Origin of the sequence: Pseudomonas poae (assembly GCA_028869255.1) — a bacterium.
GTDB lineage: Bacteria > Pseudomonadota > Gammaproteobacteria > Pseudomonadales > Pseudomonadaceae > Aquipseudomonas > Aquipseudomonas poae_C.
This window is the reverse complement of sequence record CP110972.1, coordinates 5,676,826-5,698,516: the sequence shown is the minus strand read 5'-3', so window position 1 is coordinate 5,698,516 and position 21,691 is coordinate 5,676,826. Positions and strand designations below refer to the sequence as shown.

The window sequence follows — 21,691 nt, the reverse complement described above, 5'->3', positions numbered from 1 at the left end:
CCAAAGATGTTTGAACTGAAGAGTTTGATCATGGCTCAGATTGAACGCTGGCGGCAGGCCTAACACATGCAAGTCGAGCGGTAGAGAGAAGCTTGCTTCTCTTGAGAGCGGCGGACGGGTGAGTAATGCCTAGGAATCTGCCTGGTAGTGGGGGATAACGTTCGGAAACGGACGCTAATACCGCATACGTCCTACGGGAGAAAGCAGGGGACCTTCGGGCCTTGCGCTATCAGATGAGCCTAGGTCGGATTAGCTAGTTGGTGAGGTAATGGCTCACCAAGGCGACGATCCGTAACTGGTCTGAGAGGATGATCAGTCACACTGGAACTGAGACACGGTCCAGACTCCTACGGGAGGCAGCAGTGGGGAATATTGGACAATGGGCGAAAGCCTGATCCAGCCATGCCGCGTGTGTGAAGAAGGTCTTCGGATTGTAAAGCACTTTAAGTTGGGAGGAAGGGCAGTTACCTAATACGTGATTGTTTTGACGTTACCGACAGAATAAGCACCGGCTAACTCTGTGCCAGCAGCCGCGGTAATACAGAGGGTGCAAGCGTTAATCGGAATTACTGGGCGTAAAGCGCGCGTAGGTGGTTTGTTAAGTTGGATGTGAAATCCCCGGGCTCAACCTGGGAACTGCATTCAAAACTGACTGACTAGAGTATGGTAGAGGGTGGTGGAATTTCCTGTGTAGCGGTGAAATGCGTAGATATAGGAAGGAACACCAGTGGCGAAGGCGACCACCTGGACTAATACTGACACTGAGGTGCGAAAGCGTGGGGAGCAAACAGGATTAGATACCCTGGTAGTCCACGCCGTAAACGATGTCAACTAGCCGTTGGAAGCCTTGAGCTTTTAGTGGCGCAGCTAACGCATTAAGTTGACCGCCTGGGGAGTACGGCCGCAAGGTTAAAACTCAAATGAATTGACGGGGGCCCGCACAAGCGGTGGAGCATGTGGTTTAATTCGAAGCAACGCGAAGAACCTTACCAGGCCTTGACATCCAATGAACTTTCTAGAGATAGATTGGTGCCTTCGGGAACATTGAGACAGGTGCTGCATGGCTGTCGTCAGCTCGTGTCGTGAGATGTTGGGTTAAGTCCCGTAACGAGCGCAACCCTTGTCCTTAGTTACCAGCACGTAATGGTGGGCACTCTAAGGAGACTGCCGGTGACAAACCGGAGGAAGGTGGGGATGACGTCAAGTCATCATGGCCCTTACGGCCTGGGCTACACACGTGCTACAATGGTCGGTACAGAGGGTTGCCAAGCCGCGAGGTGGAGCTAATCCCATAAAACCGATCGTAGTCCGGATCGCAGTCTGCAACTCGACTGCGTGAAGTCGGAATCGCTAGTAATCGCGAATCAGAATGTCGCGGTGAATACGTTCCCGGGCCTTGTACACACCGCCCGTCACACCATGGGAGTGGGTTGCACCAGAAGTAGCTAGTCTAACCTTCGGGAGGACGGTTACCACGGTGTGATTCATGACTGGGGTGAAGTCGTAACAAGGTAGCCGTAGGGGAACCTGCGGCTGGATCACCTCCTTAATCGACGACATCAGCTGCTCCATAAGTTCCCACACGAATTGCTTGATTCATTGAAGAAGACGATAAGAAGCAGCCCGAAATTGGGTCTGTAGCTCAGTTGGTTAGAGCGCACCCCTGATAAGGGTGAGGTCGGCAGTTCGAATCTGCCCAGACCCACCAATTTTGTGTGGGAAACGCCTGTAGAAATACGGGGCCATAGCTCAGCTGGGAGAGCGCCTGCCTTGCACGCAGGAGGTCAACGGTTCGATCCCGTTTGGCTCCACCACTACTGCTTCTGAAGTTTTGAAAGCTTAGAAATGAGCATTCCATCAAATTGATGGTGAATGTTGATTTCTAGTCTTTGATTAGATTGTTCTTTAAAAATTTGGGTATGTGATAGAAAGATAGACTGAACGTTACTTTCACTGGTAACGGATCAGGCTAAGGTAAAATTTGTGAGTTCTCTTAATTGAGAAATTCGAATTTTCGGCGAATGTTGTCTTCACAGTATAACCAGATTGCTTGGGGTTATATGGTCAAGTGAAGAAGCGCATACGGTGGATGCCTTGGCAGTCAGAGGCGATGAAAGACGTGGTAGCCTGCGAAAAGCTTCGGGGAGTCGGCAAACAGACTTTGATCCGGAGATGTCTGAATGGGGGAACCCAGCCATCATAAGATGGTTATCTTGTACTGAATACATAGGTGCAAGAGGCGAACCAGGGGAACTGAAACATCTAAGTACCCTGAGGAAAAGAAATCAACCGAGATTCCCTTAGTAGTGGCGAGCGAACGGGGACTAGCCCTTAAGTGGCTTTGAGATTAGCGGAACGCTCTGGAAAGTGCGGCCATAGTGGGTGATAGCCCTGTACGCGAAAATCTCTTAGTCATGAAATCGAGTAGGACGGAGCACGAGAAACTTTGTCTGAATATGGGGGGACCATCCTCCAAGGCTAAATACTACTGACTGACCGATAGTGAACTAGTACCGTGAGGGAAAGGCGAAAAGAACCCCGGAGAGGGGAGTGAAATAGATCCTGAAACCGTATGCGTACAAGCAGTGGGAGCCCACTTTGTTGGGTGACTGCGTACCTTTTGTATAATGGGTCAGCGACTTATTTTCAGTGGCGAGCTTAACCGAATAGGGGAGGCGTAGCGAAAGCGAGTCTTAATAGGGCGTCTAGTCGCTGGGAATAGACCCGAAACCGGGCGATCTATCCATGGGCAGGTTGAAGGTTGGGTAACACTAACTGGAGGACCGAACCGACTACCGTTGAAAAGTTAGCGGATGACCTGTGGATCGGAGTGAAAGGCTAATCAAGCTCGGAGATAGCTGGTTCTCCTCGAAAGCTATTTAGGTAGCGCCTCATGTATCACTGTAGGGGGTAGAGCACTGTTTCGGCTAGGGGGTCATCCCGACTTACCAAACCGATGCAAACTCCGAATACCTACAAGTGCCGAGCATGGGAGACACACGGCGGGTGCTAACGTCCGTCGTGAAAAGGGAAACAACCCAGACCGTCAGCTAAGGTCCCAAAGTTATGGTTAAGTGGGAAACGATGTGGGAAGGCTTAGACAGCTAGGAGGTTGGCTTAGAAGCAGCCACCCTTTAAAGAAAGCGTAATAGCTCACTAGTCGAGTCGGCCTGCGCGGAAGATGTAACGGGGCTCAAACCATACACCGAAGCTACGGGTATCACGTAAGTGATGCGGTAGAGGAGCGTTCTGTAAGCCTGTGAAGGTGAGTTGAGAAGCTTGCTGGAGGTATCAGAAGTGCGAATGCTGACATGAGTAACGACAATGGGTGTGAAAAACACCCACGCCGAAAGACCAAGGTTTCCTGCGCAACGTTAATCGACGCAGGGTTAGTCGGTCCCTAAGGCGAGGCTGAAAAGCGTAGTCGATGGAAAACAGGTTAATATTCCTGTACTTCTGGTTATTGCGATGGAGGGACGGAGAAGGCTAGGCCAGCTTGGCGTTGGTTGTCCAAGTTTAAGGTGGTAGGCTGAGATCTTAGGTAAATCCGGGATCTTAAGGCCGAGAGCTGATGACGAGTTAACTTTTAGTTAACGAAGTGGTTGATGCCATGCTTCCAAGAAAAGCTTCTAAGCTTCAGGTAACCAGGAACCGTACCCCAAACCGACACAGGTGGTTGGGTAGAGAATACCAAGGCGCTTGAGAGAACTCGGGTGAAGGAACTAGGCAAAATGGCACCGTAACTTCGGGAGAAGGTGCGCCGGTGAGGGTGAAGGACTTGCTCCGTAAGCTCATGCCGGTCGAAGATACCAGGCCGCTGCGACTGTTTATTAAAAACACAGCACTCTGCAAACACGAAAGTGGACGTATAGGGTGTGACGCCTGCCCGGTGCCGGAAGGTTAATTGATGGGGTTAGCTAACGCGAAGCTCTTGATCGAAGCCCCGGTAAACGGCGGCCGTAACTATAACGGTCCTAAGGTAGCGAAATTCCTTGTCGGGTAAGTTCCGACCTGCACGAATGGCGTAACGATGGCGGCGCTGTCTCCACCCGAGACTCAGTGAAATTGAAATCGCTGTGAAGATGCAGTGTATCCGCGGCTAGACGGAAAGACCCCGTGAACCTTTACTATAGCTTTGCACTGGACTTTGAATTTGCTTGTGTAGGATAGGTGGGAGGCTTTGAAGCGTGGACGCCAGTCTGCGTGGAGCCAACCTTGAAATACCACCCTGGCAACTTTGAGGTTCTAACTCAGGTCCGTTATCCGGATCGAGGACAGTGTATGGTGGGTAGTTTGACTGGGGCGGTCTCCTCCTAAAGAGTAACGGAGGAGTACGAAGGTGCGCTCAGACCGGTCGGAAATCGGTCGTAGAGTATAAAGGCAAAAGCGCGCTTGACTGCGAGACAGACACGTCGAGCAGGTACGAAAGTAGGTCTTAGTGATCCGGTGGTTCTGTATGGAAGGGCCATCGCTCAACGGATAAAAGGTACTCCGGGGATAACAGGCTGATACCGCCCAAGAGTTCATATCGACGGCGGTGTTTGGCACCTCGATGTCGGCTCATCACATCCTGGGGCTGAAGCCGGTCCCAAGGGTATGGCTGTTCGCCATTTAAAGTGGTACGCGAGCTGGGTTTAGAACGTCGTGAGACAGTTCGGTCCCTATCTGCCGTGGACGTTTGAGATTTGAGAGGGGCTGCTCCTAGTACGAGAGGACCGGAGTGGACGAACCTCTGGTGTTCCGGTTGTCACGCCAGTGGCATTGCCGGGTAGCTATGTTCGGAATAGATAACCGCTGAAAGCATCTAAGCGGGAAACTAGCCTCAAGATGAGATCTCACTGGAACCTTGAGTTCCCTGAAGGGCCGTCGAAGACTACGACGTTGATAGGTTGGGTGTGTAAGCGCTGTGAGGCGTTGAGCTAACCAATACTAATTGCCCGTGAGGCTTGACCATATAACACCCAAGCAATTTGCTGACCTGAGAAGGCACCAGATTGCGGTGTGTGAAGACGAAATGAACCGAAAGTTCGACGCTTACAAACACCGAAAGCTATCACATACCCAATTTGCTGAAGCGAGGCCAGCTGGTCACGACTCAGTACCCGAATTTCTTGACGACCATAGAGCATTGGAACCACCTGATCCCATCCCGAACTCAGTAGTGAAACGATGCATCGCCGATGGTAGTGTGGGGTTTCCCCATGTGAGAGTAGGTCATCGTCAAGATTAAATTCCAGAACCCCTGTTTGCTAACGCAAACAGGGGTTTTGTTTATGTAGAAGTCCATGAATTTCATCGGCACGTTGCTAGCGCAACGGTTCGGTACACAGAATTTCTTGACGACCATAGAGCATTGGAACCACCTGATCCCATCCCGAACTCAGCAGTGAAACGATGCATCGCCGATGGTAGTGTGGGGTTTCCCCATGTGAGAGTAGGTCATCGTCAAGATTGAATTCCAGAACCCCTGTCTCGCTAACGCAGACAGGGGTTTTGTCGTTTAAGGGGTTCCGTTGCCCCACTTCCATGAGCAGCCCTTGAATAACGGCGAAGCGCCGTCAACGGCCAACAGAAAAACCTCGCATTGCGCCTCCTTGTACGACAACCACTTATCGGTTTCCTACGTGAAATGAGGATACATCTCACAATTCGCTAAGTTTTGCCTCGGTTTGGCCGAAAGCCTGATGAGCCATGCGTGCACCGAAATAGAGCGGCCACAGAAGCTGCCTATACCGTTACATGGAATGTTCCCCTCGGCACGCTCACCCCCCTTTGGCAAAAAGAAGTCGATGAAATGAATCTCAAGTTCAGTCATAAAATTCTGTTGGCCGCGTCAGGCGTTGTGGTTTTAGCCTTCGCGTTATTCACCCTCTACAACGACTACCTGCAGCGCAGCACCATCACGCAGAACCTGGAGTCGTCTATCCAGCAATCCGGTGAACTCACCGCCAGCAGCGTGCAGAACTGGCTCAGTGGTCGAATACTGGTGCTCGAAAACCTCACGCAAAATGTGGCCCACCAAGGCAGTGGTGCCGACCTCCCGGGGTTGGTCGACCAACCGGCGTTCACCTCGAACTTCCAGTTCACCTATGTTGGGCAAACCAACGGGGTGTTTACTCAGCGTCCCGACGCGAAAATGCCCGATGGCTACGACCCCCGTCAGCGCCCCTGGTACAAACAAGCGGTGGCCGCTGATAAACCCATGCTTACGCCGCCCTATATGGCTGCAGTGGGTGGGCAGATCGTAACCATCGCCATGCCGGTAAAAAAGAATGGCGAATTGCTGGGTGTGGTGGGTGGCGACTTGAGCCTGCAGACATTGGTGAAGATCATCAACTCGGTGGATTTCGGGGGTATCGGCCATGCGTTCCTGGTCAGCGGTGACGGCCAAGTGATCGTCAGCCCGGATCAAGACCAGGTGATGAAAAACCTTAAGGATATCTATCCAGGCACCAATGTCCGTATCGAGAGAGTCAACCAGGACGTCGTCCTCAATGGCCAGGATCGTATTCTGTCCTTCACCCCGATCAGCGGCTTGCCCGGTGCAGACTGGTATATCGGCCTGTCGATCGACAAAGACAAAGCCTACGCACCGCTGGGCAAGTTCCGTACATCAGCGTTGATTGCCATGCTGATCGCTGTAGTCGCAATTGCCGTGCTTCTGAGCTTGCTGATCCAAGTGTTGCTACGGCCCCTGACCACCATGGGCGTGGCCATGCAGGACATAGCCCAGGGTGAGGGCGACTTGACCCGCCGCCTCGCTGTCACCAGCAAAGATGAGTTCGGCGAAGTCGGCAGCGCGTTCAATCAGTTCGTGGAGCGTATTCATGCCTCCATTTCCGAAGTGTCTTCGGCAACTCGCCAGGTGCACGACCTTTCCCAGCGGGTGATGGCCTCTTCGAACGCCTCGATTATCGGCTCCGACGAGCAAAGCGCACGCACCAACAGTGTGGCCGCTGCGATCAATGAACTGGGGGCCGCCACTCAGGAAATCGCGCGTAACGCCGCTGACGCTTCACAGCACGCCAGCGGTGCCAGTGAGCAGGCCGATGATGGCCGCAAAGTGGTGGAGCAAACCATCCTGGCAATGTCGCAGTTGTCGCAGAAGATCAGCCTCTCCTGCACCCAGATCGAAACCTTGAATGCCAGCACCGATAACATCGGCCACATCCTCGATGTGATCAAAGGTATCTCCCAGCAAACCAACTTGTTGGCCCTCAACGCCGCGATCGAGGCAGCGCGTGCCGGGGAGGCCGGGCGTGGTTTTGCGGTGGTCGCCGATGAGGTGCGCAACCTGGCCCATCGCACCCAGGAATCGGCTGAAGAGATCCACAAGATGATCACTTCGCTGCAAGTGGGCTCGCGTGAAGCGGTGACCACCATGAATGCCAGCCAAGCCTCCAGTGAAGAAAGTGTAGAGGTCGCCAACCAAGCGGGTGAGCGTCTGGTCAGCGTGACGCAGCGGATCGTCGAGATCGACGGCATGAACCAGTCTGTCGCCGCCGCCACCGAGGAGCAGACCGCCGTGGTGGAAACCCTCAACGTGGACATCAACCAGATCAACTTGCTGAATCAGCAGGGCGTGGCCAACCTCAATGAAACATTGAAGGACTGCGACGCACTGTCGCAACAAGCCAGCCGGTTGAAGCAACTGGTCGACAGCTTCAAGATCTGACCCGCTGATTGATCAGGCAGGAACGAGCCGTTTCGTTCCTGCCGTTCAGCCCAACAGACGGCGCACATTTTCCAGGGCGCTGTCGGCAAAATTCTGCACAAACTGTTCAAACCCCGCCTGCGCCGTGTCAATGGGCTCGGCGATAATGGTCCAGGTCACCCTGGCGCACTGTGCTGCCAGTGCCTCCACGCGAATCGCTGCCCATAGCCTGGCCACGCCGAGCGTGTTGTAGACCGTGGTCCAGGTCATATGCATGGCGTGCTCGTCCCGGCTATTGAGCTGCTCCACGACACAGTTGCCATCGTGGAAGAGTTTGATACGCAAAGCGCCCACGCCGGTGCCGATCATCTCGATACGTGACAGCCCAGGAATGAATGCATCAAAGCCAGCGAACTGCCCCACCATGTTCCACAGTCGGGTGGCAGGGCAGCCGACCACCACAGAAGCCACTATCGGCAGGCCGTTCGGGTTGCGGATCAATGTATCGGGTTGCAGTGGTTTCATGAGGTTGTCCTGAGGCGTTTCAAAGAAAGCCAATGGTCTTGAGGTAGTTGCAGCCTTTGCTCAGCAGCACCGCGTCTTTTTCGGGGTAGTGTTCCCCCATCCGCAGAACCCCTCTTCGCGCGTTGTCATGGCGAATCATTGAGGTATCGCCGATGTCTTCATCCAGGCGATCGAGGTAAAACCCGAGCACGCCAAACAATGCGTTGTCCTGATTCACCGTGCGCAACGCCTGTTGCCATTGCGCAACGCTTACACGCTCGAAGCTGTAGCCCGCCTGGCTGAATGCATCCAGGTAGTGCTCCCAACTTAAGGGCTGTGGATTATGCAGGTTGAACACGCAGCTATCGGCTTGAAAGCGAGAGCAATGGAACGCGATGAAGCGCGCCAGGAAATCCACTGGCATCAGGTCGAAATTCAGATCCAGTCGAGGCAGAAGGCCCAACTGCAGCGAACCCTTGAGCATCAGCATCTGGCGATTTTTGTGGGGCTGGCAGACACCGTTGCGGCTGTTGAAACTGATATTCCCGGGGCGATGGATGTTCACCCAGGCGCCTTGCTTCACCGCATACCCCAGCTGCTGTTCAGCGACCCATTTGGACAGGTTGTAGCCATTCTTGATGTACAGCGGCAACGTGGCCGCAGCAGGCGCTTCAAGGACATAGCCCAGCGAGTCGATGCTACTGGACGCCGACAGCGTCGAGACAAAGTTGAAGACTTTCTTGCAGCGGGTCTCACACAAGCGCAGGCATTCGAAGATGGGATCAACGTTGTCCCTGGCCAGTGTGGCGTACTCCATCACGTGATTGACCCGCGCCGCGTTGTGCACCAGCACCCCGTAGCTTTGCGCAAGCGCGTCATACACCTCAGCGGTCAAACCCAATCGCGGCAAGCTGATATCCGCCGCGATTACCCGTACGCGGCTCAGATCCAGGTGCTGCAGGCGGTACTCGCATAGCGCATGGGTAAAGCGTGTGATCGCGGTGTGCCCCGGCTCCTCACGCACCAGGCACGCCACCTCGGTTGCACCGCAGGCCAGCAACGCTTCGACGATATGCACGCCGACGAAGCTGTTGGCCCCGGTCACGATCACTTTGTTTGGGTCACCTGCACGGCTCTCGGGCAGTATGTTGATCACCCACTGGCGTTGAGCATCGCGGACCGCCTGACCAGAGGGTGCATCGGGCCGGTCGCCATCCTCCAGCAATGTCGCGAGAGTACGCACCGTCGGTGCTTCGATGAAGTGGCTCAGCGCGAAACCACGGCCCAATTGCTCGCGGACACGCAGCAACAAGGTCGACAGTAGAATTGAATGGCCGCCAAGGTCAAAGAAACTCTCATCGATAGACAACTCAGCCACAGGCAGCGCCAATAGTTCGCTCCAGAGCTGGGTCAGGCGTACCTGAAGCGGTGTGTGTGCGGCGCTGCGAATGGTCTGCCTGACAGCTCGCGACGGTAACGCCAGCAGTGCTTCACGGTCGACTTTGCCATTGCTGGAGTGGGGTATGGCGGCCAACTCGTTCCAGGAACCGGGCTGCATGTAGTCCGGCAGCCACTGTCGGGCATGCTGTTGCAAGGCTGCCACTGTGGCGCCGGGGTCGGGCTGGGCGACGAACGCTCGGATGCTGGCGTTACGCTCGATAATCACCACGACCTGGCGATACAAACGACTGTTGCGCAAGCATTCCTCTATTTCCCGAGGCTCGACTCGAAAACCGCGGATCTTCACCTGATCATCGCGCCGCCCGCCAAGCACAATGCCGTCGGCCGTCCACTTGGCCAGGTCACCGCTGCGGTAGGCCCGCAGTTTTCCGGCGCCCGGCACGGTCAGTTCGACGAAAGGGCTGGCGGCCTGTTGCGGTGCGTTCACATACCCCAGGCTTACCCCGGGACCGACGATATACACCTCGCCCATTACCTGTTCATCCACCGGTTGCAGGGCGTCATCCAGGATCAGTACCTGGCTGTTGGCGATGGGTCGGCCCAGGTTGCGATTGCCGTCGTCGGGGCGCAACGTCCGATGGGTGACCAACACCGTGGTCTCGGTGGGCCCGTAGAGGTTGTGGAACTGACACTGCCCCGCCAGCTGTTCGATCACGTACGGCTCGCACACATCGCCCCCCGTCAGCAGGTGTTTGAGGCCCAGCGGTTGATCGAGCGGCAGGATGCTGAGCAGGGCAGGCGGCACAAAGGCATGGGTGATACGGTGGCGGTGCAGCAGTTCCAGCAGTTGCCGAGGGTCGCGCCGTTGCTCTTCGCTGGGCACGATCAACTCGGCGCCGGCTATCAACGCCGGGAAAATATCGATCAGCGACGAGTCGAAGCTCAATGGCGAAAACTGCAGGACGCGGCTATGTTCGTCCAGGCTGACACAGGACCTGTACCACGCGGTGAAGTGCGCCAGGTTACCTTGGCTGAGTAGTACGCCCTTCGGCTGGCCGGTGGTGCCCGATGTGTAGAGCGTCATGCAGGGTGCATCGGATCGCAGGTGCTGGTGCACCAATGGGCCTGTTAAATCGGCATCCCGAGGGTCAAGTGCACTGACATCCAGGGAAACGAAACCCGCTCGCAAGGGATGCTGCCCCGTATCCAGCAATACGCGTGCCCCTGCGTGCTCAAGCATTACCTGGTGACGTTGAGGAGGATGCTCCGGCCCCAGCGGCAGGTACACCGCCCCACAGCCCAGCACCGCAAGAATGCTGGCGTATAACGCGCTGGATTTTTCCAGGCACACACCCACCACCGCTGGTGCCTCAAGACCCTCCAGCAGGGGGAGCAATCGTTGCTGGATGGCCAGGGCCTGGACCTCCAATTGACGGTAGCTAACCTGTGTGCCCGCGATGTTCAAGGCCGGCCGTTCGGCGAAGGCGTGAAGGCCGGCTTGCAACCGTTCGATCACCGGCACCCGTGCTTCGTGCAGCAATTCGGGGTCGGCGGTGTGATTGAATCGGTGCATAAACGCCAGCGCTTCCAGTGCTTGCAAGCCTTGCTCGGGCCAGGCGTTGGCTATCGCATGCTCAGAGAAATACCCGGCGCCCCGTGAGAAGCCGCTGACCTGCAGCGCGATCCATTCGGCCAACGTATTCGTCACCTGCCGGCGCAGCCGCTGTCCGTTGCCACTGGGCTCATCGGCGATGTCCAGCACGGCCAATAACCGCTGCTCACGTTCATAGGCGCGCAATTGCAGCGCGGGCAGCCCGCAGTCGGATATCGGGCCAATGCCCACGCGCAGGCTTAGCCGGGGGCCTGGTCGGCGCCGGCCGGCAGCGACTGAGTACCGTCTTCAATCAACAGGTCGATCGCTTCATCACTCGAGCCGTGCCCGTACTGCTCAAGCAACTGCCTGATCGCATCGAGGGCCATGCTGGCGCCGCTCCATCCTATGTTCAGGCGCCTCATGTCGGCCTCCCGGACAGCGGCAGGTAGTGGTCCAGCGCCTGCGCCACACTCGGCGTCTGCAACAGCCCGCTGTGTTGCAGGAAGCCCATGATGTTGCCCATCAATGGATGCTGGCGGGTGATCGGGAACGCCAGCGCCGCGACTTCATCGTGCAATGCGGCGCGCACGCGGGGGTGGACGTCGAGGTGCTCAACCAACTGCCGATCGAAGTTTTTCTGCAGGTCATTGGTCAGGTAATGCGCCAGGAAGGTCGGCAGTACCTGAGCGATGCTGTCGCGGTCATCCGGGGTCGCGGTTTGCCAATACAGGCGTACCAGCCGTGTCCAGAACTGTGCATGCCGGCCTTCGTCAAACAGGTGGTCGGCCATCAAGCCGCGGACGGAGGCTTTGACACTGCTGTCCTTGGAAAACGCCGCTGCGTCGTGGGTCACGGTGTTTTCGGCGATGGCTACGCCAATCAGCTCTACCGCATCGCGCAGGTGAACGGGGACCTGGGCTTGTGCAGCGGGCAGCGCCCGGCTCAATTCGATCTGTTCGGGCAGGCCCAGCGGTTGGATGCCGGTGAGGGCGATGGTTTGTTGCAGGAAGTCCAGCGCCACCAGCGCGTGGTAGTCCTCGTCCACTACGACGGTCATCGCATCAACCCGGCAGGCAAGCGGGAAGGGCACCGAGAAGCGATTCTTGGCAATGCTGCGTGCAGTTCTGTCGACGATTTCGGTTTCGAAAATCACCACGTCGTTGATGAATTTGTAGAAGCTTTGCAGCAGCACAAAGTCGCGCCACTGCGGGCAGTGTTCAACAAAGGTCGGGCTGAGTACCAAGGGTTGGCGGCATATCGGATAGATCAACTTGTCGTCGTTTTCCAGCAGGCGGCGAGGGCGTGTGCGGATGGTGGCGCGGCGCTCCCAGTCGTCGGCAATGGGGCGGTAGTCGGTAATGTTCATGGGTGCACCTCTTGCAGCGAGGCCCGCACCTCGTCCCAGAACGCGATGCGGCTCTCAACGGCGGCGAGGGCGGTGTCGTGGGCCTGTTGCGCGAACGTCGGGTCTGCGCTGACCAGGCGGTCGAGCAGCTGCTGCGCTGCCGGCCCGTGGTCCTGGGTGTCCAGTTCGATATGGCGCTTGAGATAGCCGCACAAGATTGGCGCCTGGTGGTGGATGACCTCAGCGTCTTGCAGAAGCCGCTCAAACATCGCGGGGATGACATGCTCGCGGCCGTGAAGAAATGCAGCTGCTACGCAGTGAGTGGGCGCGTTCAACGCAATGTGTAACGTGGCACTCACGAAGCGCGCTACGCCGGATGGAGGTCCAACCTCTTGCAAGGCGGTGTGGGTGTCCTGGCCGTGCCGCAGCAGCGCAACGAAGCGGTTGATTGCTGAGGTGCTGGCGCCGATTTCGGCCATGGCTTCGAGGTACAACTCGAAGTGACTGCAATGGCCCGTCCTGGGATGCGTGTCTGATTCTTCGCCGAGCACAATCTCATTGATCAGGCGTGCGGCCTGCGGGTCGGCGGGTGGGAGCCAGGGCAGGTGAGTGCAGGTCAGGTCCTGTTGCAGGCGCTTGGTGAGGGTCATGAAATCCCAAACAGCGAATACATGGCTTTCCATAAAAAGTTGTAACTTGCGAAGTGAAGTTATTTCCGCAAATAACGGATGCCTGCATAACTGCAGTTTTGTTTGTTCAAATAACGGTTGATGCATGGTTGATGCCTATAAGTTGTTGCGTCTGCTGTAGAAACAGCGAGGGGCTTTTGTGATCGGCCAAAGAGGTAAGTGGTTGCGAACAGGCCAGGCGCGCGAGGCCACCCATCTGCGTGAGAGCCCCAGCGAGTAAAACGTCTGGTTTAGTAATAAAAGATAATAAGCGGGTTGAATAATTTGGCGAGCATATAAAAGTGTTAGATGTTTTTCTAAATAATATTGGCTGTCAGGAAGTTGCTCTATTAAATGTGGGAAGTTTCTTTGGCGCGAGTGCCTGCACGAGGGGCAGGGACCCGCAATACTTCAGGGGGCAAGCAGGGAAAGCGAACGCTCTTGCTTGATTTACTTGTCGGCCGCCTCGAGGCCATTGAGGTAGGTCGTGATCACTTCCATGCCGCGCATCAAGTGATTACGCAGCGTGAGGATGCTTTCATCGGTTTTTTTCTGCGACACCAGATGCAGCAGTTCACGGTGGTCTTCCTGGGATGTTTCGCCCAGCCCCATTGCTTCAAGGTTGAACCGCAGGAAGCGTTCCTCCTCATTCAGCCCGTGTTCCACCAACTTGAGCAGGCGCTGGTTGGGGGCCTTGCCATAGAGGGCCATGTGAAACAGTCGATTGAGGCGGCCGATCTCGGCGTAGTCTTTTTCCTGTTCCAGCTCACAGATGATGGCATCGGCCTCGGCTATATCCGCCTCCGTAAGCAAGGGGATCGACAAGCGCAAGGCTTCAGACTCCAGCAACATCCGCAGCGCATAGGTTTCGGCCGAGTTATCCTCGATCAAGGGGGCCACCACAGCGCCTTTGTGCGTCACCACATGCAGCAGTGACTGGGCTTCCAGCTGGCGCAAGGCTTCACGCACTGGCATGCGGCTGACCCCAAACAGGCTGGCCAGCTCCTGTTGGCGCATGGCAGTGCCACATGGCAATCGCCCATCCAGGATGGCATTGCGCAAGGTTTCTTCAATCACGGAGCGAGCGAGATGGGCGGGGATAGGGCCGCTGATCTTGATGCTGTTCAAAGGGTTCGGCTTCTGCGTCACGGTTACGCTATCCTCCTGATTAGGATAGGTGGCTAATTGGATCCAATGCACACTAGAGACTGCTTATAAGCTTGTCAAACGGGCACGGTTTCGGCTTGTAAGCGCTTCAACATAGCGCTCCCTGCGCCCACGATCAGTGTTGATGGGGTCTTACGCTGACGGTACATTCCCGTATATGGATATTCATTAACGGTATTTAAATAGCCGTTCTTATACCTATAAAGTCACTCTCCTGTCTGACCGGGAGTGACCTCATGTCCGCCACCTCTACTGTTCCAACAGCGACCCCTACCGCTCAAGCGTTCGAGATTCGCCCACTGCCCGGCAGTGTTGGCGCCGAGATCATTGGTTTGGACTTGTCTCGCCCGGTCAGCGACGAGGATTTCGCACGCATCCACCGTGCGCACCTCAACCATCACGTCGTGGTGTTTCGCGATCAACGTATCACCCCCGAACAACAAATCGCCTTCAGCCGCCGCTTCGGCGTGTTGCAGATCCACGTACTCAAGCAGTTCCTGCTGGCCAACCACCCGGAAATCCTGATCGTCTCCAACATCATCGAAAACGGCCAATCCATCGGCCTGGGTGACGCGGGCAAATTCTGGCATTCGGACCTGTCCTATAAGGAACTGCCGAGCCTGGGCTCGATGCTCCATGCTCAGGAACTGCCCTCCGAAGGCGGCGATACCTTGTTCGCCGACATGCACAAAGCCTGGGACCAACTGCCCGAACACCTGCGCAAAGCCGTTGAAGGCCGCAGCGCCGCGCATTCCTACACCGCGCGCTACAGCGAAACCAAATTCGAGGGCAACTGGCGCCCGACCCTGACGCCGGAGCAACTGGCCCAGGTGGCCGAAGTGGTGCACCCGATTGTGCGCACCCACCCGGAGAATGGCCGCCAGGCGCTGTTCGTCAGCGAAGGTTTCACCACCCGCATCGTCGGCCTGCCGGAAGACGAAAGCCGTGACCTGCTGGCCCAGCTCTACGCCCACAGCGTGCTGGCGCACAACATCTATCGCCATCAATGGCAGCCCCACGACCTAGTGTTCTGGGACAACCGCTCGCTCATCCACCTGGCGGCCGGTTGCCCGAGCAACCTGCGCCGCAAGCTGTTTCGCACCACCATCCAGGGCGACGCGCCTTTCTGATTCGGAGCATGAACATGTCCAGGAAAATTCCATTTGCGCGGCTGGCGGCGACGGTCGGCCTGGGCGTCAGCCTGTTGGCCGGCAGCCTGGTGGCCCCGGCCGCCGCACAGGCCGAAGGCGAGATCCGCATTGCCGAACAGTTCGGTATCGTCTATCTGTTGCTTAACGTGGTACGCGACCAGAACCTGATCGAGAAGTACGGCAAGCAGGAAGGCATCGACATCAAGGTCGACTGGACCCAGTTGTCGGGCGGTGCCGCAGTGAACGACGCGCTGCTCTCCGGCTCCATCGACATTGCCGGTGCCGGCGTTGGCCCGCTGCTGACCATCTGGGACCGCACCCACGGCAAGCAGAACGTCAAGGCCGTGGCCTCCCTGGGTAACTTCCCGTACTACCTGGTGAGCAACAACCCCAAGGTCAAAACCATTGCCGATTTCACCGACAAAGACCGTATCGCCGTGCCGGCGGTGGGCGTATCGGTGCAGTCGCGCTTCCTGCAATACGCCGCCGCCAAGCAGTGGGGCGACAAGGAATTCAATCGCCTCGACAAATACACCGTCGCCGTCCCGCACCCGGACGCCACCGCTGCGCTGATCGCCGGCGGCACCGAACTGACCGGGCACTTTTCCAACCCGCCGTTCCAGGACCAGGCTCTGGCCAATCCTAACGTGCACGTGGTGCTGAACACCTACGACCTGTTGGGCCCGAACTCGCCGACCGTGCTGTTCGCCACCGAGAAATTCCGCAACGACAACCCTAAAACCTACAAGGCGTTTGTCGAGGCGTTGACCGAAGCCGCACAGTTCGCCCAGAACGATAAAGGCGCCGCGGCCGACACTTACATCCGCGTCACCAAAGCCAAGATCGACCGTGCCGAGCTGCTGAAAATCATCGATAACCCGCAGTTCGAATTCAGCGTGACCCCGAAAAACACCTACCCGCTGGCGGAATTCCTCTACCGCGTCGGCGCCATCAAGAACAAGCCTGAATCGTGGAAGGATTACTTCTTCCAGGACGCCAAGCCCCTGCAAGGAAGTTGAGATGAACGCGCCCTTGCAAGGCCACACGGCCAGCAACCTGCACACCACCGAGCCCTTGCTGGCGGTGGATAACGTCAGCCTGGAATACCGCACCCCCGAGCGCGTGGTGCGGGCCACCCACCAAGTCAGTTTCGAAATTGACCCGGCCGATCGCTACGTGTTGCTCGGCCCGTCGGGCTGCGGCAAGTCCACGTTGCTCAAGTCCATCGCCGGGTTTATCAAACCCTGCGAAGGCGAGATCCGGCTGTTGGGCCAAAAGGTCGAACAACCGGGCCCGGATCGCATTGTGGTGTTCCAGGAGTTCGACCAGCTGCCACCGTGGAAAACCGTCAAACAGAACGTGATGTTCCCGCTGCTGGCGTCGAAAACCCTTAAGCGTCGCGAAGCCGAAGAACGCGCGCTGCACTACCTTGAAAAAGTCGGCCTGAGTGCGTTTGCCGACGCTTACCCGCATACCCTTTCCGGTGGCATGAAAGCCCGCGTGGCCATCGCCCGCGCCCTGGCCATGCAGCCGAAAATCCTGCTGATGGACGAGCCCTTCGCCGCCCTTGACGCCCTGACCCGACGCAAGATGCAGGAAGAGTTGCTGCTGCTCTGGGAGGAGGTGCGCTTCACCCTGTTGTTCGTCACCCACTCCATCGAAGAAGCGTTGGTGGTGGGCAATCGCATCCTGTTGCTGTCGCCGCACCCGGGGCGCGTGCGCGCCGAAGTCCACAGCCATCAATATGACCTGCACAGCCTCGGTGGTGTGGAGTTCCAGGCGTCGGCGCGGCGCATTCATCGCCTGCTGTTCGATGAAGCGCCCGAGGCCGAACTTGAGTTGGGCTTCGCCGATATCCGCATCGCTTATTGAAGGGGCCGCCCATGCGCCAGGAATTTGAAGTTACCCTCCAACCGCTGCTCAGCGTCCCCGTGGAACGCGAGCTGCCCCTGCGCCAACGCCTGTGGCAACAAGGCTGGCTGCGCAAAGGCTTGATCCTGATCGTGCTGGCGATCCTCTGGGAAGCGGTCGCCCGCTACCAGAACAACGACCTGTTGCTGCCCAGTTTCCTGCAAACGTCCGCCGCGCTGTACGACGGCCTGCTCAGTGGCGAGCTGCTGAGCAAAGTGAGTATCTCGCTGGCGGTGCTGATCAAGGGCTATCTGATCGGTATCGTGCTGGCGTTTGCCCTGACCACCCTGGCGGTGTCGACGCAGTTGGGCCGCGACCTGCTGAGCACCCTGACCTCGATGTTCAACCCCTTGCCCGCAATCGCCTTGCTGCCGTTGGCGCTGTTGTGGTTTGGCCTGGGGCAGAACAGCCTGATTTTCGTGCTGGTGCATTCGGTGTTGTGGGCGTTGGCGCTGAACACTTACTCGGGGTTCCTTGGTGTGTCCGAAACCCTGCGCATGGCCGGTCGCAACTATGGCCTCAAGGGCATGCGTTTTGTGTTGTTCATCCTGATTCCGGCGGCGTTGCCGTCGATTCTGGCTGGGCTGAAAATCGGCTGGGCATTTGCCTGGCGCACGCTGATCGCCGCCGAGCTGGTTTTCGGCGCCACCAGCGGCAAGGGCGGCTTGGGCTGGTACATTTTCCAGAACCGCAACGAGCTGTACACCGACAAAGTATTCGCCGGGTTGGCCGTGGTGATTCTGATCGGCTTGCTGGTGGAAAACCTGGTGTTTGACACCTTCGAGCGGCTCACGGTGAAACGCTGGGGCATGCAGCGCTAAACAGGAATGATTGCTCTTTGGTGGGTGTGAGTCCGATAATGCCGGCCTGATTCGGCGCCGTGATGGCGTCGTAGAGTCTGGTAAAAGGATTTACATACATGCGTTTTTTAGTCTTGGCAGCCGCCTTGTGTTTGTCGACCTCAGCGTTGGCTGAGTTCGTGCCCGAAGCGGTATCGATGCCCAAGCCGGTCTACCCTTCAGCCCTGATCACCACCCAGGGGCATGCGCGCATCAGCCTGAATATTCACAACGACGGCACGGTCAGCGAGGTAAAAGCGCTCAGCGCCACCCGCCCGGATTTCGCCGCCGCTGCCGTGAGCGCAGGCAAACAATGGCGCTTCAAGCCCTGGACGGTGAATGCCGATCGGCCGGCGGTGATCGAGGCGCACAACGACATGATTTTCTCGCCGTCGCCAACCGTCAGTGAAGCCGTTCAACTGAGCTTCACGCAAACCACCTATCAATCCTGCAGCACGTTGAACGGCGAAGTCAGCCAGTTCCGTCAGGAGCATCCCACCCGCCCGTTGATCGCCATGAAGAGCTTTGCCATTACCCGCGTCGCGGTGATGTTCCCGGCGTTAAGCGGTAAAGGCGACTACAACGAGGGCCTGGCCCGGGCCGATGAGCTGGAAAACGCCCTGCCGGACATCGTGCGCAAGTGCCAGGCCAACCCCCGGCGAACCTACGCCGAATACCTGCCCCAGAACCTGAAGCGCTACCTGTAAAGCCTGCTAGGATTGCGTGCGCTGTACTCCCCAAACATCATGAGTGCTTGGCATGCAACTACCGGACATGAACCTGCTGGTCGCCCTCGACGCCCTGCTCGACGAGGGCAGCGTGGTTGGCGCCGCGCGGCGCATGAACCTCAGCCCGGCCGCCATGAGCCGCACGCTTACGCGCATTCGCGAGGCCGTGGGTGACCCGATCCTGGTGCGCGCCGGCCGCGGCCTGGTGCCGACGCCCAAGGCCCTGCAGTTGCAGAGCCAAGTGCGCAACGTGGTGGAGCAGGCCGCGCTGCTGTTCCGCTCGGCCGACCAGGTGGACTTGAGCACCCTGCGCCGCCGCTTCAGCGTGCGCGCCAATGACTTTTTTGTCGGCGTGTATGGCGGGCGCCTGTTCGACACCATGGAGCGCATGGCGCCGCTGTGCGAGCTGTGTTTCGTGCCCGAGGGCGACACCGACGATGAAGCGCTGCGCGAAGGGCGCCTGGATTTACGGGTGAGCAACACCATGCCCGTGAGCCCTGAAGTGAAGGTGCAGAACCTGTTTTCCACCACCTTCGTGGGCCTCGCACGCGAAGATCATCCGTTGTTCGATGAGGAAATCACCGCCGCGCGGTTTGCCAGCTATTCGCATATCAGCATCTCGCGGCGCGGCATCGCCCGTGGTCCGATCGACACCGCGCTGAATGCGCAGGGCCTGGAGCGCCGCGTGGCAATGATCGCACCGGGTTTTCACGGCGCGATGTTCATGTTGCCCGATTCCGACCTGATTCTGCCGGTGCCCAAAGAGGCCTTGTTAAGTGCCACTCGCCTGAAATTGCCGCTGCGTTCATTTGCCTTGCCGATCTCGTTGCCGACCCTGGTATTGGCCCAATCCTGGCACCCGCGCTTCGACAAAGACCCGGCCCATAAATGGCTGCGCGAAACCATGCGCGAGAGTTGCCACGCCACATGGCTGGAAGCCCAACCCACCTGAGGCAGCCCACAATCAAAAACTGTGGGAGCGGGCTTGCTCGCGAATGCGGTTTGTCAACCAAAGCATTTTTCACAGGCGCACCGCATTCGCGAGCAAGCCCGCTCCCACATTAGATTTGTGCACTATTTTGAATTGCGTCTGGCGCACTTATATCCTGCCGACAAGTAACTTTTTGTCATGTGTGTGCCTGATTAAACTGCTCGGGTATTTATCATCCCGAGTTACCTGTTCATGACTTCCCTCGCTGCCCCCACCCTTGCGGCCGCAGCCAAACCCGTCGCAATGACCCCGCCTGTGTTCGGCCTGAGGATCATCATCGGTCTGGTCGGCGTATTGCTGGCGGTGCTGGTGTCCGGTCTCAACGAGATGGTCACCAAGGTGGCTCTTGCCGATATCCGTGGCGCGCTGTACATCGGTTTTGACGAAGGCACCTGGCTGGTCGCGGCCTACACCGCCACCTCCGTGTCGGCCATGGCGTTTGCGCCCTGGTGTTCGGTGACCTTCTCCTTGCGCCGCTTCACCCTGTGCGCCATCGGCCTGTTCACCGTGCTGGGCATCCTGTGCCCGTTCGCGCCGAACTACGAAAGCCTGCTGCTGCTGCGCACCGTGCAAGGTCTGGCCGGTGGCGCGTTGCCGCCGATGCTGATGACCGTCGCGCTGCGCTTTCTGCCGGCCAACGTGAAGTTGTATGGCCTGGCCGGTTACGCGCTCACCGCCACGTTCGGCCCGAGCCTCGGTACGCCGTTGGCGGCGCTGTGGACCGAGTACGTCGGCTGGCAGTGGGCGTTCTGGCAGATCGTCGGGCCGTGCCTGCTGGCGATGGCCGCCGTGGCCTACGGCTTGCCGCAGGACCCGCTGCGCCTGGAGCGCTTCAAGCAGTTCAACTGGCGTGGCCTGCTGCTGGGGTTCCCGGCGATCTGCATGCTGGTGATCGGCATTCTGCAAGGCAATCGCCTGGACTGGTTCGAGTCGGGCCTGATCACCTTCCTGCTGTGCGCCGGCACGCTGTTGCTGGTGCTGTTCATGGTCAATGAATGGTCGCACCCGATGCCGTTTTTCAAGCTGCAGATGCTCGGCCTGCGCAACCTGTCGTTCGCCTTGATCGTGCTGGCCGGGGTGCTCATGGTGCTGACGTCGGTGATCATCATCCCGTCGAGCTTCCTGGCCCAGGTTCAGGGCTATCGCCCCCTGCAAACTGCGCCGGTGATGCTGCTGATGGCCCTGCCGCAATTGATCGCGCTGCCGCTGGTGGCAGCGCTGTGCAACCTGCGCTGGGTGGATTGCCGTTGGGTGCTGGGGATCGGGCTGGGCATGCTGGTGCTGTGTTGCGTGGGCAGTGCGCACCTGACCTCGGCGTGGATTCGCGACGATTTCTATGGCCTGTACCTGCTGCAAATCTTCGGGCAACCCATGGCCGTGTTGCCGCTGCTGATGCTCTCCACCGGCAGTATCCAACCGGCGGACGGGCCGTTCGCCTCGGCCTGGTTCAACACCATCAAGGGCCTGGCCGCCGTGATCGCCACCGGCGTGCTGGATGCGTTGACCACCCAGCGTCTGCACTTTCACTCGACCATGCTGGTGGACCGCCTGGGCAACTCGCCCCTGGCCGATGGCGACGCGGCCGGCCTGGCCCACCGCCTGCACCAGCAGGCCGTGGTGCTCACGTCTTCGGATCTTTATTACGTCATGGCCGGTGTCGCTGTGGCGTTGATCCTGCTGATTCTCTGGATGCCCACGCGGATCTTTCCGCCTCGCGCTCCGATCTAGCCACAAGGAC

Annotated in this window: 12 protein-coding genes, 2 tRNA genes, 4 rRNA genes and 1 pseudogene; 14 read left to right on the top strand and 5 right to left on the bottom strand. The window is 58.0% G+C overall.

Annotation, left to right across the window (positions count from 1 at the left end):
- Positions 1 to 12: 12 nt before the first annotated feature.
- The 7 genes from LRS56_25825 to LRS56_25795 all read left to right on the top strand — a co-directional run bounded on the left by LRS56_25825 (position 13) and on the right by LRS56_25795 (position 7,675).
- Positions 13 to 1,549: ribosomal RNA gene (locus LRS56_25825) — 16S ribosomal RNA — on the top strand.
- Between the two features lie 82 nt (positions 1,550 to 1,631).
- Positions 1,632 to 1,708 (top strand) — tRNA-Ile (locus tag LRS56_25820).
- Between the two features lie 30 nt (positions 1,709 to 1,738).
- Positions 1,739 to 1,814, top strand: a tRNA-Ala gene (locus tag LRS56_25815).
- A gap of 248 nt (positions 1,815 to 2,062) precedes the next feature.
- Positions 2,063 to 4,954: ribosomal RNA gene (locus LRS56_25810) — 23S ribosomal RNA — on the top strand.
- 156 nt (positions 4,955 to 5,110) lie between these two features.
- Positions 5,111 to 5,226 (top strand): 5S ribosomal RNA (gene rrf, locus LRS56_25805).
- A gap of 109 nt (positions 5,227 to 5,335) precedes the next feature.
- Positions 5,336 to 5,451, top strand: a 5S ribosomal RNA gene (rrf, locus tag LRS56_25800).
- Together the 16S, 23S and 5S rRNA genes with 2 tRNA genes alongside form the textbook arrangement of a ribosomal RNA operon.
- A 343-nt stretch (positions 5,452 to 5,794) precedes the next feature.
- Positions 5,795 to 7,675 carry a methyl-accepting chemotaxis protein gene (locus LRS56_25795; GenBank protein ID WDU62140.1) on the top strand — a complete coding sequence of 627 codons (1,881 nt, stop codon included), beginning with the start codon at positions 5,795 to 5,797 and terminating at the stop codon, positions 7,673 to 7,675.
- Positions 7,676 to 7,720: 45 nt separating this feature from the next.
- Here the strand turns inward: LRS56_25795 and LRS56_25790 are convergent, their stop codons facing one another.
- From LRS56_25790 to LRS56_25770, 5 genes and pseudogenes are all read right to left on the bottom strand, one after another.
- On the bottom strand, positions 7,721 to 8,179 hold the full coding sequence (locus LRS56_25790) for an SRPBCC family protein (GenBank protein ID WDU62139.1): 459 nt from the start codon (positions 8,177 to 8,179) through the stop codon (positions 7,721 to 7,723).
- Positions 8,180 to 8,198: 19 nt separating this feature from the next.
- Positions 8,199 to 11,575, bottom strand: a pseudogene (locus tag LRS56_25785) (amino acid adenylation domain-containing protein).
- Positions 11,572 to 12,519, bottom strand: coding sequence for a diiron oxygenase (locus tag LRS56_25780; protein ID WDU62138.1), 948 nt, complete (start codon positions 12,517 to 12,519; stop codon positions 11,572 to 11,574). The pseudogene LRS56_25785 and the gene LRS56_25780 overlap by 4 nt, the downstream one beginning before the upstream one ends.
- Positions 12,516 to 13,274 (bottom strand): DUF3050 domain-containing protein, encoded by a 759-nt coding sequence (locus LRS56_25775; GenBank protein ID WDU62137.1) that lies wholly within the window; start codon positions 13,272 to 13,274, stop codon positions 12,516 to 12,518. Before LRS56_25775 ends, LRS56_25780 begins: the two co-directional genes overlap by 4 nt.
- A gap of 342 nt (positions 13,275 to 13,616) precedes the next feature.
- On the bottom strand, positions 13,617 to 14,315 hold the full coding sequence (locus LRS56_25770; GenBank protein ID WDU62136.1) for a GntR family transcriptional regulator: 699 nt from the start codon (positions 14,313 to 14,315) through the stop codon (positions 13,617 to 13,619).
- Positions 14,316 to 14,569: 254 nt separating this feature from the next.
- Between LRS56_25770 and LRS56_25765 the strand changes: the two genes are divergently transcribed.
- The 7 genes from LRS56_25765 (at position 14,570) to LRS56_25735 (ending at position 21,681) form a co-directional block, all read left to right on the top strand.
- Complete coding sequence (locus tag LRS56_25765) at positions 14,570 to 15,463, top strand: TauD/TfdA family dioxygenase (GenBank protein ID WDU62135.1); 894 nt, start codon at positions 14,570 to 14,572, stop codon at positions 15,461 to 15,463.
- A gap of 14 nt (positions 15,464 to 15,477) precedes the next feature.
- A complete protein-coding gene (locus LRS56_25760) occupies positions 15,478 to 16,503 on the top strand; it encodes an ABC transporter substrate-binding protein (protein ID WDU62134.1) in 1,026 nt (341 codons plus the stop codon).
- Position 16,504: 1 nt separating this feature from the next.
- Positions 16,505 to 17,356 carry an ABC transporter ATP-binding protein gene (locus tag LRS56_25755; GenBank protein WDU62133.1) on the top strand — a complete coding sequence of 284 codons (852 nt, stop codon included), beginning with the start codon at positions 16,505 to 16,507 and terminating at the stop codon, positions 17,354 to 17,356.
- Positions 17,357 to 17,367: 11 nt separating this feature from the next.
- Positions 17,368 to 18,216, top strand: a complete 849-nt coding sequence (locus LRS56_25750) for an ABC transporter permease (GenBank protein WDU62132.1) — start codon at positions 17,368 to 17,370, stop codon at positions 18,214 to 18,216.
- Positions 18,217 to 18,314: 98 nt separating this feature from the next.
- The gene (locus LRS56_25745; protein WDU62131.1) at positions 18,315 to 18,941 is read left to right on the top strand and encodes a TonB family protein; all 627 of its coding nucleotides are present in this window, start codon (positions 18,315 to 18,317) and stop codon (positions 18,939 to 18,941) included.
- A gap of 52 nt (positions 18,942 to 18,993) precedes the next feature.
- Positions 18,994 to 19,914: a LysR family transcriptional regulator gene (locus LRS56_25740; GenBank protein WDU62130.1), complete on the top strand. Its 921-nt coding sequence runs from the start codon at positions 18,994 to 18,996 to the stop codon at positions 19,912 to 19,914.
- A gap of 231 nt (positions 19,915 to 20,145) precedes the next feature.
- Complete coding sequence (locus LRS56_25735) at positions 20,146 to 21,681, top strand: MFS transporter (GenBank protein ID WDU62129.1); 1,536 nt, start codon at positions 20,146 to 20,148, stop codon at positions 21,679 to 21,681.
- Positions 21,682 to 21,691: the final 10 nt, after the last annotated feature.

Bases quoted from the DNA above. Each gene is read 5' to 3' on its own strand.
- LRS56_25795 (WDU62140.1), top strand. From the start codon at position 5,795: ATGAATCTCAAGTTCAGTCATAAAATTCTGTTGGCCGCGTCAGGCGTT.
- LRS56_25790 (WDU62139.1), bottom strand. From the start codon at position 8,179: ATGAAACCACTGCAACCCGATACATTGATCCGCAACCCGAACGGCCTG.
- LRS56_25780 (WDU62138.1), bottom strand. From the start codon at position 12,519: ATGAACATTACCGACTACCGCCCCATTGCCGACGACTGGGAGCGCCGC.
- LRS56_25775 (WDU62137.1), bottom strand. From the start codon at position 13,274: ATGCATCAACCGTTATTTGAACAAACAAAACTGCAGTTATGCAGGCAT.
- LRS56_25765 (WDU62135.1), top strand. From the start codon at position 14,570: ATGTCCGCCACCTCTACTGTTCCAACAGCGACCCCTACCGCTCAAGCG.
- LRS56_25760 (WDU62134.1), top strand. From the start codon at position 15,478: ATGTCCAGGAAAATTCCATTTGCGCGGCTGGCGGCGACGGTCGGCCTG.
- LRS56_25755 (WDU62133.1), top strand. From the start codon at position 16,505: ATGAACGCGCCCTTGCAAGGCCACACGGCCAGCAACCTGCACACCACC.
- LRS56_25750 (WDU62132.1), top strand. From the start codon at position 17,368: ATGCGCCAGGAATTTGAAGTTACCCTCCAACCGCTGCTCAGCGTCCCC.
- LRS56_25745 (WDU62131.1), top strand. From the start codon at position 18,315: ATGCGTTTTTTAGTCTTGGCAGCCGCCTTGTGTTTGTCGACCTCAGCG.
- LRS56_25740 (WDU62130.1), top strand. From the start codon at position 18,994: ATGCAACTACCGGACATGAACCTGCTGGTCGCCCTCGACGCCCTGCTC.
- LRS56_25735 (WDU62129.1), top strand. From the start codon at position 20,146: ATGACTTCCCTCGCTGCCCCCACCCTTGCGGCCGCAGCCAAACCCGTC.